The following is a 427-nucleotide window of genomic DNA, read 5'->3' as shown; positions in this document are numbered from 1 at the left end:
GGTCATGGGGGTACCGCCGATGCCCGCGGAGACCAGGACGACCGGAGTGGTGGCGTCGGCCGGGTCGTCGAGGAAGACGTCCCCGAAGGGAGCGGACAGGGTCAGTTCGTCGCCCTCGCGGATCCGCTCGTGCAGCAGCCGGGAGACCTCCCCGACCCGCGCGCCGTCCGTGCCGGCGACCCGCTTGACGGTGATCCGCCGCAGTTCCCCGCCCGGGTCCGAGGACAGGCTGTACTGGCGGAGCTGGTGGATGCCGTCAGGCATCAGGGCGCGCACGCTCACGTACTGGCCGGCGCGCGCTTCCGGCGCCGGCCGGCCGTCGGCGGGACGGAGCACGAAGGACACCACGTCAGGCGTCTCGGTGCGGCGCTCCACCACGCTCCACTGCCGCCAGACCCGGCCGGGTTCGACGCCCGCGTCCTGGTAC

Annotated in this window: 1 protein-coding gene; it reads right to left on the bottom strand. The window is 74.0% G+C overall.

Annotated elements, in window-relative coordinates; genetic code table 11:
- Window positions 1–427, bottom strand: a 427-nt coding sequence (locus LPA54_RS39795) for an FAD-binding oxidoreductase (RefSeq protein WP_228985284.1), incomplete at both ends; no start/stop codon positions are given.

It is taken from the genome of Streptomyces sp. DH12 (genome assembly GCF_020873895.1).
In the GTDB taxonomy this organism is placed as follows: Bacteria; Actinomycetota; Actinomycetes; order Streptomycetales; family Streptomycetaceae; genus Streptomyces.
This window is presented reverse-complemented; position numbering and strand designations above follow the sequence as displayed.